Source organism: Burkholderia cepacia ATCC 25416 (assembly GCF_001411495.1).
Lineage (GTDB): Bacteria > Pseudomonadota > Gammaproteobacteria > Burkholderiales > Burkholderiaceae > Burkholderia > Burkholderia cepacia.
This window is the reverse complement of the sequence record NZ_CP012981.1, coordinates 1883533-1896558: the sequence shown is the minus strand read 5'-3', so window position 1 is coordinate 1896558 and position 13026 is coordinate 1883533. Positions and strand designations below refer to the sequence as shown.

At 66.7% G+C, this 13026-nt stretch carries 13 protein-coding genes, 1 tRNA gene and 1 pseudogene; 6 read left to right on the top strand and 9 right to left on the bottom strand.

Annotation, left to right across the window (positions count from 1 at the left end; translation table 11 throughout):
- Positions 1-332: 332 nt before the first annotated feature.
- From APZ15_RS08625 to APZ15_RS08615, 3 genes are all read left to right on the top strand, one after another.
- On the top strand, positions 333-824 hold the full coding sequence (locus tag APZ15_RS08625) for an energy transducer TonB family protein (RefSeq protein ID WP_027788109.1): 492 nt from the start codon (positions 333-335) through the stop codon (positions 822-824).
- A gap of 294 nt (positions 825-1118) precedes the next feature.
- Entirely contained in the window at positions 1119-2429 is a 1311-nt protein-coding gene (locus tag APZ15_RS08620) for an MFS transporter (protein WP_021164135.1), read from the top strand.
- A gap of 103 nt (positions 2430-2532) precedes the next feature.
- Entirely contained in the window at positions 2533-2712 is a 180-nt protein-coding gene (locus APZ15_RS08615; RefSeq protein ID WP_027788110.1) for a hypothetical protein, read from the top strand.
- A gap of 19 nt (positions 2713-2731) precedes the next feature.
- Here APZ15_RS08615 and waaC read toward each other — a convergent pair whose 3' ends face one another.
- On the bottom strand, positions 2732-3730 hold the full coding sequence (gene waaC, locus APZ15_RS08610) for a lipopolysaccharide heptosyltransferase I (protein ID WP_027788111.1): 999 nt from the start codon (positions 3728-3730) through the stop codon (positions 2732-2734).
- A gap of 170 nt (positions 3731-3900) precedes the next feature.
- On the opposite strand from waaC, the gene APZ15_RS08605 reads away from it, so the two are divergent.
- Positions 3901-5460, top strand: a complete 1560-nt coding sequence (locus APZ15_RS08605; RefSeq protein ID WP_027788112.1) for a chloride channel protein — start codon at positions 3901-3903, stop codon at positions 5458-5460.
- Positions 5461-5577: 117 nt separating this feature from the next.
- Here the strand turns inward: APZ15_RS08605 and APZ15_RS08600 are convergent, their stop codons facing one another.
- The 5 genes from APZ15_RS08600 to APZ15_RS08580 all read right to left on the bottom strand — a co-directional run bounded on the left by APZ15_RS08600 (position 5578) and on the right by APZ15_RS08580 (position 8872).
- On the bottom strand, positions 5578-5979 hold the full coding sequence (locus APZ15_RS08600) for a YXWGXW repeat-containing protein (protein ID WP_027788113.1): 402 nt from the start codon (positions 5977-5979) through the stop codon (positions 5578-5580).
- A 160-nt stretch (positions 5980-6139) separates the two neighbouring features.
- The gene (gene minE / locus APZ15_RS08595; RefSeq protein ID WP_006486661.1) at positions 6140-6394 is read right to left on the bottom strand and encodes a cell division topological specificity factor MinE; all 255 of its coding nucleotides are present in this window, start codon (positions 6392-6394) and stop codon (positions 6140-6142) included.
- A 12-nt stretch (positions 6395-6406) separates the two neighbouring features.
- Positions 6407-7222: a septum site-determining protein MinD gene (gene minD, locus APZ15_RS08590; RefSeq protein WP_027788114.1), complete on the bottom strand. Its 816-nt coding sequence runs from the start codon at positions 7220-7222 to the stop codon at positions 6407-6409.
- 59 nt (positions 7223-7281) lie between these two features.
- Positions 7282-8061, bottom strand: coding sequence for a septum site-determining protein MinC (minC, locus tag APZ15_RS08585; RefSeq protein WP_027788115.1), 780 nt, complete (start codon positions 8059-8061; stop codon positions 7282-7284).
- A gap of 169 nt (positions 8062-8230) precedes the next feature.
- The gene (locus tag APZ15_RS08580; protein ID WP_226113008.1) at positions 8231-8872 is read right to left on the bottom strand and encodes a GNAT family N-acetyltransferase; all 642 of its coding nucleotides are present in this window, start codon (positions 8870-8872) and stop codon (positions 8231-8233) included.
- A gap of 538 nt (positions 8873-9410) precedes the next feature.
- Here APZ15_RS08580 and APZ15_RS08575 point away from each other — a divergent pair.
- A complete protein-coding gene (locus tag APZ15_RS08575) occupies positions 9411-10571 on the top strand; it encodes an alkane 1-monooxygenase (RefSeq protein ID WP_027788117.1) in 1161 nt (386 codons plus the stop codon).
- On the opposite strand, the pseudogene APZ15_RS38990 reads toward APZ15_RS08575, so the two are convergent.
- From APZ15_RS38990 to serS, 3 genes and pseudogenes are all read right to left on the bottom strand, one after another.
- Positions 10571-10738: pseudogene (locus APZ15_RS38990) on the bottom strand (methyl-accepting chemotaxis protein); the annotation flags it as partial. The gene APZ15_RS08575 and the pseudogene APZ15_RS38990 overlap by 1 nt on opposite strands.
- 210 nt (positions 10739-10948) lie before the next feature.
- A tRNA-Ser gene (locus tag APZ15_RS08565) sits at positions 10949-11039 on the bottom strand.
- 136 nt (positions 11040-11175) lie between these two features.
- Complete coding sequence (gene serS / locus APZ15_RS08560; protein WP_021163430.1) at positions 11176-12477, bottom strand: serine--tRNA ligase; 1302 nt, start codon at positions 12475-12477, stop codon at positions 11176-11178.
- A 263-nt stretch (positions 12478-12740) separates the two neighbouring features.
- Between serS and APZ15_RS08555 the strand changes: the two genes are divergently transcribed.
- A complete protein-coding gene (locus APZ15_RS08555; RefSeq protein WP_021163431.1) occupies positions 12741-13007 on the top strand; it encodes a DUF2164 domain-containing protein in 267 nt (88 codons plus the stop codon).
- Positions 13008-13026 lie beyond the last annotated feature (19 nt).

Sequence of the window (13026 nt, the reverse complement as noted above, 5' to 3'; positions counted from 1 at the left end):
CGGGCGGCACGCGTCGCTGACGATTGCGCGGGCATCCGCCGCGGTGCTGCCCGCGGCGACGGATGCGCGCTGCCGAACCATCTCCAAGCGCCTGCGCGCCGGTCGCGTTCCTCGCCTTGCTTTCAACCGTGCAACACGCGCACCGGGATGCGGACGTGCGGCAGCCGCGCGAGCGTGCCGTCACATGTCACGTCACATCGCGATACGCGGGCGCACGCTGCCTCGCCATCAGCGATCGCGACACCCGGCATCGCCCGTTATGTGTTTCTCCCGATGCCGGCTCGCGCCCGTGCGCCTATCATTTTTTTATAGTCACTTCTGGCTAGCCTCCCATGCGCCCCCTTTCCCGTTCGCGCGTCGACCGGCTGCGTGCAGTTGCACTGGCCGTCGTCGCCATGCTCGCGGCGTGCACGATCACGCCGCCTCCGTCGCTGCACTCGATCCTGACGATTCCGTCGATCACACGCAGTGGCAGCCTCGACCAATACCGCGTCGAAGTCGCGCAGCGTGTCGCCGAACGCAATCCGTCCGGCCTGCTGCACGGCACGCCGCAGGCCATGCTCCGTTCGCTCGTCGTCGTGGCCTTCACCGTCGATGGCAGCGGCCGGCTCGTCAACGCGTCCGTCTATCGCAGCAACGGCGACAGCGAAGCGGAAGCGCTCGCGCTCGCGTCGCTGCGCCGCTCGGCGCCGCTGCCGCCGCCACCGTCGCGGCTGCTCGACGGCAACGGCCGGCTCGAAATGATGGAAGGCTGGCTCTTCAACGACGACGGCCACTTCCAGCTGCAAAGCACCGCGTCGGCGCAGGCGCAATCGATCGACTGACCGGCCGCCGCACCGCGATTGCCGGTGCGCGGCAGCGCTGGCTATAATTTTCCGCAATCGCGCGGCCATCACGCCGCGCGCGCGTTCGTGCGCCCCACCCGGCATGCGAGCCGACCACGCCGGCACCGGGCGGCGGCGACGTACCCGTCTCCATCGTCGACCGGCGGGTGACGTCCGCGCCATGGCGCGCGTCCACGCCGCTACCGCATCATCCGCTCGGCTGCTCCCCGGCAGGCGTCCGCCTGTCCGACCGCACGCCCAGCCGACCGCCCTAACGACAAAACGGAGACATCCATGTCCGCATCCCCCCCGACCGTTGCACACGCAACCGGTTCGGCCGGCGCCGTCAGCCACCGGCGCATCGTGTTCGCGAGCTTCATCGGCACCGCGATCGAGTTCTACGATTTCTATGTGTACGCAACGGCTGCCGCGCTCGTCATCGGCCCCGTATTCTTTCCACACGGCTCCGCGACCGCACAGGCGCTGTCCGCGTTCGTCACGTTCGGCATCGCATTCATCGCGCGCCCGATCGGCTCGTTCCTGTTCGGGCACTTCGGCGACCGCATCGGGCGCAAATCGACGCTCGTCGCGTCGCTGCTCGTGATGGGCGTATCCACCACCGCAATCGGCTTCGTGCCCGGCTACGACGCGATCGGCACGCTCGCGCCGGTGCTGCTGTGCGTGCTGCGCTTCGGCCAGGGGATCGGCCTCGGCGGCGAATGGGGCGGCGCCGCGCTGCTCGCGACCGAGCATGCGCCACAGGGCAAGCGCGGCTGGTTCGGCATGTTCCCGCAGCTCGGGCCCTCGGTCGGCTTCCTGATGTCGAACGGCCTGTTCTTCGCGCTCGCGTTGTCGCTGTCGGACGAGCAGTTCCGCAGTTGGGGCTGGCGCATCCCGTTCCTGGTCAGCGCGGTGCTCGTCGCGCTCGGCCTGTACGTGCGACTCAAGATCACCGAAACGCCCGCGTTCCAGGCCGCACTCGATCGCAACGAGCGCGTACGCGTGCCGGTCGCAACCCTCGTCACGCAACACTGGCAGCCGACGCTGCTCGGCGCGCTCGCGATGGTCGTCTGCTACACGCTGTTCTATATCTCGACGGTGTTCTCGCTGTCATACGGCGTGTCGGCACTGCATATTCCGCGCCAGAGCTTCCTCGGCCTGCTGTGTTTCGCGGTCGTGTTCATGGGACTCGCGACGCCGCTGTCCGCGTGGGCATCCGATCGCTTCGGCCGCAAACCGGTACTCGTCGTGGGCGCGATCGCCGCGCTGCTGTCGGGTTTCGCGATGGAACCGCTGCTCGGCAGCGGCTCGATGCCGCTCGTCGCGCTGTTCCTGACGATCGAGCTGTTCCTGATGGGCGTGACGTTCGCGCCGATGGGCGCGCTGCTGCCAGAACTGTTCCCGACCAACGTCCGCTATACGGGTGCGGGAGTCGCGTACAACCTCGGCGGGATCCTCGGCGCGTCGATCGCGCCGTACATCGCGCAACTGCTGGCGGCGCGCGGCGGGCTGTCGTGGGTCGGCGGGTATGTATCGGTTGCGGCGGCCATCAGCCTGATCGGCGTGCTGCTGATGCGCGAAACGCGCGACGCGTCGCTCGTCTGAGTCTCCGGGGCGACCCGGGTTGCGCGGTGGCCGGCGCTGCCTATACTCGATCCCGGGTGCGCCGCCGCGCGCCCCCGGATCCCGCCCCGAAGGAGCCGCCGCCATGAACATCCGCCTCGGCAATGCCGATCTCGTCCTGATCCTCGCGCTTGCGCTCGGTGGCGCGCTCCTGCTCGCGCTGCGCTTCCGGCCGAAGACGTGGCGCGGCCTCGTGTTCGAGGCGCTGCTTGCGAACCTGGCGGCGATCACCGCCGTCGTCACGGTCGAGGCGCTGCTCGCCTGAACCGGCCCGCCCCGCTTCGTCAGGCGGTCAGTCGCGCGCGCAGCGCGCCGTAGGCCGGGCAGACCGTATCGATCGCGTCCAGCGCCTCCTCGACCGACGGCATCGCGCCCGGCTCGCCGATGGACAGGGCATTCGGCGCGCCGCCGATCCCGCAATGGTGCCGCGACGTCGCGACGAAAATCATCACGGTCGGCCGCTGCAACGCGTGCGCCATGTGCACGAACCCCGTATCGACTCCCACCACGAGCGCAGCCCGGCCAAGCGCCGCACCGAGTTCGCGCACCGTCATCGCGGGCAGCACGACCGCCCCCGGCGCGCGCGCGGCGATGTCCTGCGCGTCGTCATGCTCGGCAGCCGATCCCCACGGCAACAGCACGCGCACGCCGCGCGCCATCATCTGCGTGGCGAGCGCGGCCCAGTGATCGGCCGGCCATTTCTTGTCGGGGTTGGACGTTGCATGGAACAACAGCATGAACGGTGCGCCGTCGGTCACGGCCGTCGGCAGGTTCGCGTCCTGCGGCGGGACGATGCCGTACGTGGCGACACCCTCGGGCGCGTAACCGAGCGCCTCGCCCGCGCTCACGCGCATCCCGTGCCACGCATCGCAATCCGGCCGCGGGCCGAAGCGATGCGAATACGCGAAGCGTGCGCCCGTTTCGCCGAGATCCTGCGTCTGGTAGCCGACGCGGCGCGCGGCGCGCGCCAGCAGCGAAATGATCGCGCTCTTGTAGACGCCGTGCAGGTCGATCACCGCATCGTAGCGGTGCGCCCGCAGCGCGCTGATCGACGCCGAGATCGCCTTCAGGTCGCCGCGATTGCGCATCTTCTTGAAACGGCGCAGCGGCGCGCAAAGGACATGGCTGACGCCCGGATGCCAGCGCACGACCTCCGCGCACGATTCGTCCACCGCCCAGTCGACCGTTACGCCGGGAAAGGCGCGATGCAGATCCGCGACGACAGGCAGCGTCTGGACGACATCGCCGAGCGACGTCACTTTCACGATGAGGATGCGTTTCACGTTTGCGGGGAAGAGCGAGCCATTTGGGGATGCTAACGACGGATACCCGCCGCGAACATTACTCTTGAATTACATTTGCAACGAAATGCTACAAGCTTGCGAAACCCTGTCGCCCACTTTGCGGCCCCGGTTCCTTTTTATAATGTCTCCTTTGCCCGATGGCCCCGCCGATGCCACGCCCCGCTCTTGCCGCCCTTCCCGCCCTGTTTCCCGCCCTCACCCGACGCTCGCTGAGAATCTGGCGCCAGTACGGCGTTTTCTGGCTCGGCGCGATCGTCGTCGGCCTCGCGGCCGTGCTCTACGCGCGACTGATCGACTGGGGCTACGAAAGCTTCCGCACGATGCGCGATCACGCCGCGTGGCTGCCGCTGCTGCTGACGCCGGCAATCGCCGCTGTGTCGGTATGGATCACGCGCCGCTTCTTCCGCGGCGCCGAGGGCAGCGGCATCCCGCAGGTGATCGCGACGCTGCATGCGCGCCCGAGCGCGTTCGGCTCCCGGCTGCTGACGCTGCGCATCCTGTTCGGCAAGGTGTTGGTGTCGTTCCTCGGCATCCTGGGCGGCTTCACGATCGGCCGCGAAGGGCCAACCGTGCAGGTCGGCGCGGCGCTGATGTTCAACCTGCGGCGCTTCTACCCCCGCTCGAACGCGCAGATCGAACGCCAGCTGGTGCTCGCCGGCGCGGCGGCCGGGCTGTCGGCCGCGTTCAATACGCCGCTCGCCGGGATCGTGTTCGCGATCGAGGAGCTGACGCGCAGCTTCTCCGCGCGCGCCAGCGGCGTGCTGATCACCGCGATCATACTCGCCGGCGTCGTCGCGCTCGGCCTGAACGGCAACTACACGTATTTCGGTACGATCGATGCCGGCCCCCATTTCCCGAAACTGCTGGCGCTCGCGGTGCTGGTCACCGCGATCGTGACGGGAATCGCGGGCGGGCTGTTCTGCTGGCTGCTGCTCAACACGGGACGCTGGCTGCCCGCGCGGCTGCTGGGCCTGTATCGCGAGCGGCCGATCGCGTTCGCCGCGCTGTGCGGCTTCGCGATCGCCGTCGTCGGCCTCGTATCGGGCGGCACGACCTTCGGCAGCGGCTATGCCGAAGCACGCGGCCTGCTCGACGGCAGCCAGCATCTGTCGGTGTTCTACCCGTTCCTGAAAATGGTGTCGATGGTCGCCTCGTACCTGCCGGGCATCCCCGGCGGGATCTTCGCCCCGTCGCTGTCGATCGGCGCAGGGTTCGGCAACCTGCTGCACGTCGTGTTCAGCAACATGAGCCTGCCGATGCTGATCGCGCTCGCGATGGTGGGCTATATGGCGGCCGTCACGCAGTCGCCGATCACGTCGTTCGTGATCGTGATGGAGATGATCAACGGTCACGCACTCGTGATTTCGCTGATGGCCACCGCGTTGGTGTCGAGCCGCGTATCGCGCTTCTTCGCGCCGCCGCTCTACGAAACGCTCGCGCTGCGCTATCTCGCGCCGCCCGTCGCGGCCGCGGAACCGGCCGCGGCAGCCGCGGCGAGCACGACGGTGGCAACCGGCATCACCGAGCCGCAGGATGCGGCCGCCGCGCCCGCCGACCCGCTCGACACGCTGCGCGACGAAGGTGGTGAAGTACCGCCCGCCGCCGCACCGACCGAAGGCGCCGCCGATGCGCCGGCGCCGCACGACAACGAGCCGGCCGCGGCCGGGACCAACGGCGCGGCGCAGCCCGGCCCGCGCGACGCTCAGTAGATCACGACGGGTGCCGGCCGGTAGTACACGGGCCGCGCCGGCACGACGATGCACCCGGCCAGCGTGATCGCGACGAGCGCGATGGCGATTGCGGTTCTTTTCATCGCCCGCCCCCCATCACGCCCAGTGGCCACGGGTCCAGAACCAGTTCGGACCGCGCTGGTCCCAATGGCCCGGCACCCATTGCATGCCGACGCGCTCGGCCTCCCAGTGGCCGCCGATCCACACGTAGCGGCCATGCTCCCAGTGCCAGTGCCCGCGATCCCACACATAGCCCACGCGCGCGGCCGGCACGACCTCGTAGCGCACCGGCGGCGGCGCATTCGGCGCGACGATGACGACTTCCTCGGTGCGCACGGCGACCGGCTCGGCGACGACCACGCGGCCCTGCGGCGCGATCACGGGTGTGCCGACGAGAATCTCGTCCGCATGCGCGGCAAGCGGCGCGACGACGGCTGACAGGCTCGCGGCAAGCACGGCGAGCGAAACGATACGACGTTGAACAGTAGAGACAGCCATCACAACCTCCAGGTTGAACAAGTTACGCGAGCGTATTCGTTCAATGCGGGAGGACCGATAACGGCCGACAGACGCCGTGTTACGGCGTGCCCGAAAGTGCAACAGGGCGTAAGACGCGCACGGCGGCGAGTGCCGCCGTGCGGAGGGACGCGGATAGAACTCAGGCCTGCGGGATCTCGATCTTCACTTCGAGGACTTCGAGATCGTCCTGGCGCTCGAGGCTCACGCGGATGTCATCGTTCGAAATATGGACGTACTTCGAGATGACCGCGACCAGTTCCTTCTGCAGCGCCGGCAGGTAATCCGCCGGCGGGCGGCCGCCGACGCGCTCGTGCGCGATGATGAGCTGCAGGCGCTCCTTCGCGACCGATGCGGACTTCTTCTTCTCACCGAGGAGAAACGAAAGGATGGACATTGGCGGCCTCCGTTACTTGCTGCCGAAGAGGCGCTGCAGCAGGCCCGGCTTCTGGTAATCGGTGAAGCGCAGCGGCTTGTCTTCACCGAGGAAGCGCGCGACGACGTCCTTGTACGCTTCCGCCACGTCGGTGCCGTCGATATGCACGGCCGGCAAGCCCTGGTTCGACGCATGCAGGACGGCTTCCGACTCGGGCACCACGCCGATCAGCTTGATGCGCAGGATCTCGCTGATGTCCTCGAGCGACAGCATCTCGCCTTCGCTGACGCGCTTCGGGCTGTAGCGCGTGATCAGCAGGTGTTCCTTGATCGGATCCTTGCCTTCGGTCGCACGCTTCGTCTTCGACGACAGGATGCCGAGAATGCGGTCGGAGTCGCGCACCGACGACACTTCCGGGTTCGTGACGATCAGCGCTTCATCCGCGAAGTACATCGCGTGCAGCGCGCCCGCCTCGATGCCGGCCGGCGAATCGCAGACGATGTATTCGAAGTCCATCGCGGTGAGGTCGTTCAGCACCTTCTCGACGCCTTCGCGCGTGAGCGCATCCTTGTCGCGCGTCTGCGACGCCGGCAGGATGAACAGGTTCTCGCACTTCTTGTCCTTGATCAGCGCCTGGTTCAGGTTCGCTTCGCCCTGGATCACGTTCACGAGGTCGTACACCACGCGGCGCTCGCAGCCCATGATGAGATCGAGGTTGCGCAGGCCGACGTCGAAGTCGATCACGGCCGTCTTGTGGCCGCGCAGCGCGAGACCGGACGCAAAGCTCGCGCTCGTCGTCGTCTTGCCCACGCCGCCCTTGCCCGAGGTCACCACGATGATTTTTGCCATTTACCCAATACCCTGTGTTCGTCAATGAGAGCCGATCGATCCGGAGCGCACCGCGTGTATTACGTCAGGCGCAGCGGTTCAATCATCAGTTTTTCCTCTTCGAGCCGGATCTGCACCGCTTTCCCCAGTACATCGGCGGGCAACGGGTTCTCGGTTGTTCGATAGATACCCGCGATCGAAATCAGTTCCGGCTCGAGACACGTGCAGAAAATGCGCGCGTCGTGATTGCCGTGCACGCCCGCGAGTGCGCGGCCGCGCAACGGCGCGTAGATGTGGATATTGCCTTCCGCGATGATCTCCGCGCCGTGACTGACCGGCGCGAGCACCACGAGGTCTCCTTTCGCGTAAATCTGCTGCCCCGAACGCAACGGCCGGTCGATCACGAGCGTCTGGCCGCCCGGCTGGTTCGACACCGGCACCGACCCGGACGCCTGCTCGGGCGCCGCCGCGGCTGCTGCTGCGACGACGGCCTCGGCGACCGGCGACGCCTCCGCACCCTCGGCCGGTTTCGCGGCCGGCGCGCGGCGATCGCGCGCCTCGAGCAACGGCAGACCGGCTTCCCCCGCCCAGCCCTGCGTGGCCAGCGCGACGACACCCACCGGGCGCATCCGCACGTCGTTCAGCATCTGGCGGATGTCCGCCAGCGCGACGCGTTCGCCGTCCGCCAGGCGGCGGACGTCGATCGCGACGACATCGTCGGCGAAAAACTCGGGAGTCGCTTCGAAGCGCTTGACCAGTTCGGTACGCAACGCATCGAGATCGGTCGTCTTCACGGTGAACAGCAACGTGTCGACCGATCCGCTGCGCAGCTCGAAGAATGGCGATTTTTTAAGCGACATGGACACTCTGCAAAAATTTTTTGCGTATTTTACAGGCGTCCACGCGCGCGGCCATTATTTTTGGGGAACCGGGTTGCAGCGGCCCGGGCGGGCGCGCAACCGGAAAGCGGGCTGGCAAGCGGGCGACCGGACCTTCATCGCGCCGCGCGGCCCGCGTTCTGACGTCGCGTCAGTGCTTCACCTGCGACACGTACAGCGATTTCATCGCGCCGGGCATCCGCGCGATCGGCGCGTGTTCGCCGGTGTTGCCGAAACCCGCGCGCTCGTAGAAGCGGATCGCGTTGCGGTTCGCATCGGCAATCCACGCGTAGACGTCCTGGGCGCCGCGCTCGGCGAGCCAGGCGGTGGCCGTCTCCAGCAGCAGCACGCCGCCGCGCAGATGGCGCACCGCGTGCGCGACCCACAGCTCGCTGACGAACGCACGCCGATCGGGCGTATTGTCGAAATACGCGCCAATCATGCCGGCCGGATGGCCTTCGGTATACAGCAGGAAAGTCGTCGACTCGTCGGACACGGCGCGCTGCGCGGCAATCGCCGACGCTGCGTCCGTTTCGACGTTCAGCAATTCGGCCTCCGGCGCTTCGCCGGGCGCGTAGGGCTCGCGCAGCGATGCAGCGCGGAGTTCGCGATACACGCCGCCCTGGTCGGCAACGATACGACGAACGGTCAAGGTCGAACTCATGCAGGCACAGCCCCCTTCGGACAGCAAGCTACTAGCTTCAACCGAAAGCGGGGCATGAGTCAAATCGTAATTTTCAAATGGCAGCGCGAATCGAAAGGCGGCAGGCACTGCGGGCGGCCATGCGGCCAGCCCGTGTGCAGGTGCAGCATCGGCGCATCGACGCGGCAAACGGATGACCACCGTGACGGCTTCATTCGACGCCTGGCAGCAGTCGCCTTGCGGCAAGAGGCAGTCGCAGGTCGGGCCCCGTGAATTTCATCATGAAGGGCGTAATGATTCGTAATATTGGTAACGCCGAAGCAAGCGACATGGGTCGCCATCCCGCTCCGCATATTGCGATGCAACATTTGTTGCGAACCTGCAGCGTCGGCGCCAATCCTCGTCACGGCACGCCATCCGTCTGACAAACCTGCCGCCCGCGCGGGCCGATCCGGTCATTCCCGCATGTTTCAATCGGCGTGTGCGGGCCCTTCCCTGCCTGCGCCGCACGCGCGCCGCCGTTTGGAGCCGCACGCCTAGTGCCGGAGTTTGGCAAGCGTGCGCATGGGTCGTATAACAGGCAGAGCCGGACGACGATCCGGTTCAACCGCGCGTGCGTCGCGGGCCAACGAGAATTCGAACAACCGTACAGGCGGCCGCCTTCGGGCCGGCCGGCAGGAGGGAGACAATGGCAATGACCGACGGATCGGCTTCGGGCTGGTCGGATGGCAAGCGTTACCTGTGGCTGCTCGGCGCGCTGACGATCACGCTGCCGATTCTCGCCGCCCAGCTCGCGCTGTCGACGGGCCTGCACGTGTTCTGGTGGTTCGGCCCCCTGTTCGCGTTCGGCGTGATCCCGATCCTCGACACGCTGATCGGCGACGATCGCGACAATCCGCCCGAGGCCGTGGTGCCGCACCTCGAACGGGAGCGCTACTACCGGCTGATCGTCTATCTCGCGACCCTCGTCGAATACGTCGCGTTCTTCGCATGCGTATGGATCGTCGGCACGCACGCGCTCGCCTGGTACGACTACGTCGGCTTCGCGCTGTCGCTCGGCGCCGCGACGGGCATCTCGATCAACACCGCGCATGAACTCGGGCACAAGACCGACCGCTTCGAGCGCTGGCTCGCGAAGATCACGCTCGCGCCGGTCGCATACGGCCATTTCTACGTCGAGCACAATCGCGGTCACCATGTACGTGTCGCGACGGCCGAGGATCCGGCGAGCGCGCGCTACGGCGAATCGTTCTGGGCCTTCCTTCCGCGCACCGTGACCGGCAGCATCCGCTCCGCGTGGCGGCTCGAGAAGGCCCGCCTCGAACGGCTCGGGCATTCGCCGTGGACCTGGCGCAACGAGGTGCTGCACGCATGGGCGATGACCGTCGTCGTGTGGGGCATCGCGATCGCGATGGCCGGCAAGGTCGTGATCCCGTTCCTCGTGATCCAGGCCGTCTACGGCGCGTCGCTGCTCGAAGTCGTGAACTACGTCGAGCACTACGGGCTCGGCCGCCGCAAGCTGCCGAACGGCCGCTACGAACGCTGCACGCCGCAGCATTCGTGGAACAGCAATCACGTCGTCACCAACCTGTTCCTGTACCAGTTGCAGCGGCACGCCGACCATCACGCGAATCCGACGCGCTCGTATCAGGCGCTGCGCCACTTCGACGATTCGCCGCAACTGCCGGCCGGCTACGCGACGATGATCCTGTTCGCGTACGTGCCGCCGCTCTGGTATCGCGTGATGAACCCGCGGGTGGTCGCGCACTACGGCGGCAACATGGCGCAATCGAACATCAAGCCGTCGATCCGCGCCCGGGTGCTCGCGCAATATCCGGCCACAGTTTGACTCTGCTCCTGCGACGCGGACGAGATCTCGCCGACGATCGTCGTGACGCGCTGCACCGCATCGACGATCTCGTGAATCGACTCGCCCGCTCGGCCGATCAGCACGGCGCCTTCGTCAACCCGCTGCGTCGACTGCTCGATGAGCCCCTTGATCTCCTTCGCGGCGGCGACACGCGTCCCCCCGCGATCCGGACAGACTGAACTGCCGACGCTGCCCACTGCGCAGCAAGACGTATGGAACACGGTCGCTATCGCATTCGGCACATTCCGATGCATCGATGGTCGATGCTGTTGCCACCGCAACGCCTTGCGACACACGATTTAGCAAGCCCAAAACGAAAAACCCCTTGATCCTTCCGGATCAAGGGGTTCGTATTTTGGCGGAGAGGGTGGGATTCGAACCCACGGTACGGGGAAACCGTACGCCTGATTTCGAGTCAGGTACATTCGACCACTCTGCCACCTCTCCTTCCTTGCTGCTTTACTGCATTTCGCGTTTGGTCGTTTCCGCGAAAGAAAAGATTATAGAACGATCTCTTCGAATCTCACAAGCCCTTTTTGCAAATTTTTTTGCGAGGGCTTGAAGCGATCGCCGGCGCGCGACCTTACGACGCCTGTGCCGGCGCGTCGATACGCTCGATGCCGCCCATGTACGGACGCAGCACTTCCGGCACCGTGACCGAGCCGTCCGCGTTCTGGTAGTTCTCCAGCACCGCGACGAGCGTGCGGCCGACCGCAAGGCCCGAACCGTTGAGCGTATGCACGAGTTCCGGCTTGCCCTGTGCGTTGCGGAAACGCGCCTGCATCCGGCGCGCCTGGAACGCCTCGGTGTTCGAGCAACTCGAGATCTCGCGATAGGTGTTCTGCGCAGGCAGCCACACTTCGAGGTCGAACGTCTTCGCGGCCGAGAAGCCCATGTCGCCCGTGCACAGCGTGATCACGCGGTACGGCAGGCCGAGCTTCTGCAGGATCGCTTCCGCATGGCCGACCATCTCGTCGAGCGCCGCGTACGACGCATCCGGCGCGACGACCTGCACCATCTCGACCTTGTCGAACTGGTGCTGGCGGATCATCCCGCGCGTGTCGCGGCCATACGAACCGGCTTCCGAGCGGAAGCACGGCGAATGCGCGGTCAGCTTGATCGGCAGCGCGGAGCCTTCGACGATCGACTCGCGCACGGTGTTCGTCAGCGAGATTTCCGACGTGGAGATCAGGTATTGCGTGACCTTGTTCTCCTCGCCGCCCTTCTCGACGCGGAACATGTCGTCCGCGAACTTCGGCAGCTGGCCCGTACCGTACAGGATCTCGGGGTTCACGATGTACGGCGTATAGGCTTCGGTGTAGCCGTGCTGCTGCGTATGCGTGTCGATCATGAACTGCGCGAGCGCGCGGTGCAGGCGCGCGATCGAGCCGCGCAGCATCGTGAAGCGCGCGCCGGCGAGCTTTGCACCGGTCTCGAAATCGAGGCCGAGCGGCGTGCCGACGTCGACGTGATCCTTCACCTCGAAGTCGAACTGGCGCGGCGTGCCCCAGCGGCGCACCTCGACGTTGTCGGCTTCGTCCTTGCCGACCGGCACGCTTTCATGCGCGACGTTCGGCATACCGAGCATCAGGTCGGACAGGCGCGCCTGGATGTCGCCGAGCTTGGCTTCCCCCGCCTTCATTTCGTCGCCGATCCCGCCGACCTCGGCCATCACGGCCGACGTGTCCTCGCCCTTGCCCTTCATCGCACCGATCTGCTTCGACAGGCTGTTGCGGCGCGCCTGGAGCTCTTCGGTGCGGGTCTGGATCGCGCGGCGTTCCGCTTCGAGGGCGGAGAACGCGGCGATGTCGAGGGTGTAGCCGCGATCGGCGAGGCGCTTCGCGACGCCGTCGAGGTCTTTGCGCAGCAACTGGATGTCGAGCATGGGAGGACTTGGAGAATCGTTGTGTAAGACGGGAATTCTAACGCACCGCAGGGCCGCCAAGGCACTGGACGGACGGACTATGCTGCAAACGGGCGATGACCGTGGCGCGATGGCCATGGCAGTATCGCGTTGCCGGCCCGCCCGTCGGCACCCGCGAAATCGCGCGGCATCGAAGCGCCGCGGATCGCGAAACGCCCGCGCGGGCCCGCGGCGGCGCATCGAGCAAGGCGCCCGCCCCACGTCACAGCACCCCAAGGAAGCCGATGGCCATCGAACTGGACAAGGAAATACGCGACCGCGCGATCGCGTCACTGCAACGCTATTTCACAGAAAACATGGATGAGCCGATCGGCAATATCCAGGCCGGCGCGCTGCTGCACTTCTTCGTCGAGGAGATCGGCCCGGTGATCTACAACCTCGCGATCGCCGACGCGCAGTCGAGCCTGCACACGCGCATCGCCGAACTCGACATCGAATGCCATCAGGAGCCGTTCGACTACTGGAAGAAGCAGCCGGCACGCAAGCGCTGACGCGAGCCACGAGCATGCC

Excerpts from the sequence above, each read along its gene's own strand:
- APZ15_RS08625 (WP_027788109.1), top strand. The coding sequence starts at position 333 with ATGCGCCCCCTTTCCCGTTCGCGCGTCGACCGGCTGCGTGCAGTTGCA.
- APZ15_RS08620 (WP_021164135.1), top strand. The coding sequence starts at position 1,119 with ATGTCCGCATCCCCCCCGACCGTTGCACACGCAACCGGTTCGGCCGGC.
- APZ15_RS08615 (WP_027788110.1), top strand. The coding sequence starts at position 2,533 with ATGAACATCCGCCTCGGCAATGCCGATCTCGTCCTGATCCTCGCGCTT.
- APZ15_RS08605 (WP_027788112.1), top strand. The coding sequence starts at position 3,901 with ATGCCACGCCCCGCTCTTGCCGCCCTTCCCGCCCTGTTTCCCGCCCTC.
- APZ15_RS08600 (WP_027788113.1), bottom strand. The coding sequence starts at position 5,979 with ATGGCTGTCTCTACTGTTCAACGTCGTATCGTTTCGCTCGCCGTGCTT.
- minE (WP_006486661.1), bottom strand. The coding sequence starts at position 6,394 with ATGTCCATCCTTTCGTTTCTCCTCGGTGAGAAGAAGAAGTCCGCATCG.
- minD (WP_027788114.1), bottom strand. The coding sequence starts at position 7,222 with ATGGCAAAAATCATCGTGGTGACCTCGGGCAAGGGCGGCGTGGGCAAG.
- minC (WP_027788115.1), bottom strand. The coding sequence starts at position 8,061 with ATGTCGCTTAAAAAATCGCCATTCTTCGAGCTGCGCAGCGGATCGGTC.
- APZ15_RS08575 (WP_027788117.1), top strand. The coding sequence starts at position 9,411 with ATGGCAATGACCGACGGATCGGCTTCGGGCTGGTCGGATGGCAAGCGT.
- serS (WP_021163430.1), bottom strand. The coding sequence starts at position 12,477 with ATGCTCGACATCCAGTTGCTGCGCAAAGACCTCGACGGCGTCGCGAAG.
- APZ15_RS08555 (WP_021163431.1), top strand. The coding sequence starts at position 12,741 with ATGGCCATCGAACTGGACAAGGAAATACGCGACCGCGCGATCGCGTCA.